Below are 604 nucleotides of genomic sequence, written 5' to 3'. Positions count from 1 at the left end.
CCGCGTCGTGGCCGGCGCCGCTCACGATGTCCTGATGCGCCAGGCCGGCACGTTCGGCGCCCTCGCGCACGGCGGCGACCAGTTCGGGCGTGAACTGCACGGGCGGGAAGTACACCGTCTGTTCCGCCGACACGCTCACGCGTCCTTCGGCCTGCAGCGCGGCGCAGGCGGCGCGCAGGCGCGCGTCCATGCGCGTGAGGCCCGCGTCGTCGCCATGGCGCAGGTCCACGGTGAAGGTCACGCGGCCAGGGATCACGTTGCGGGAGTTGGGATGCACCTGCACGTAGCCCACGGTGCCGCGGCCGTGCGGCTGCTCGTCCATGGCGATGGCGACCACCTCCTGCATCAGCCCGGTGGCGGCCTGCAGCGCGTCGCGGCGCAGGCGCATGGGCGTGGGGCCGGCATGGGCCTCCTGGCCGGTCACGACCACGTCGTACCAGCGCTGGCCCAGCGCGCCGGTGACCACGCCGAGCGGCACGTCGGCGTCTTCCAGCACCGGGCCCTGCTCGATGTGGGCCTCGAAGTAGGCGCCAAAGCGCGGGGCGCCAGCACTCACGGCAGCAGGCGCTCTGCCCGCGAAGCCGGTGGCGGCCAGGGCCTGGGC

1 protein-coding gene is annotated in these 604 nt (G+C 74.5%); it reads right to left on the bottom strand.

Annotated elements, in window-relative coordinates:
* Window positions 1–604: M20/M25/M40 family metallo-hydrolase (locus tag NS331_RS24805; RefSeq protein ID WP_153013053.1), on the bottom strand; the 604-nt coding region annotated here is incomplete at both ends.

It is taken from the genome of Pseudacidovorax intermedius (assembly GCF_001476815.1).
Lineage (GTDB): Bacteria > Pseudomonadota > Gammaproteobacteria > Burkholderiales > Burkholderiaceae_C > Xenophilus > Xenophilus intermedius_A.
The sequence above is the reverse complement of the archived record's forward strand: the minus strand, read 5'-3'. Positions and strand labels throughout refer to the sequence as shown.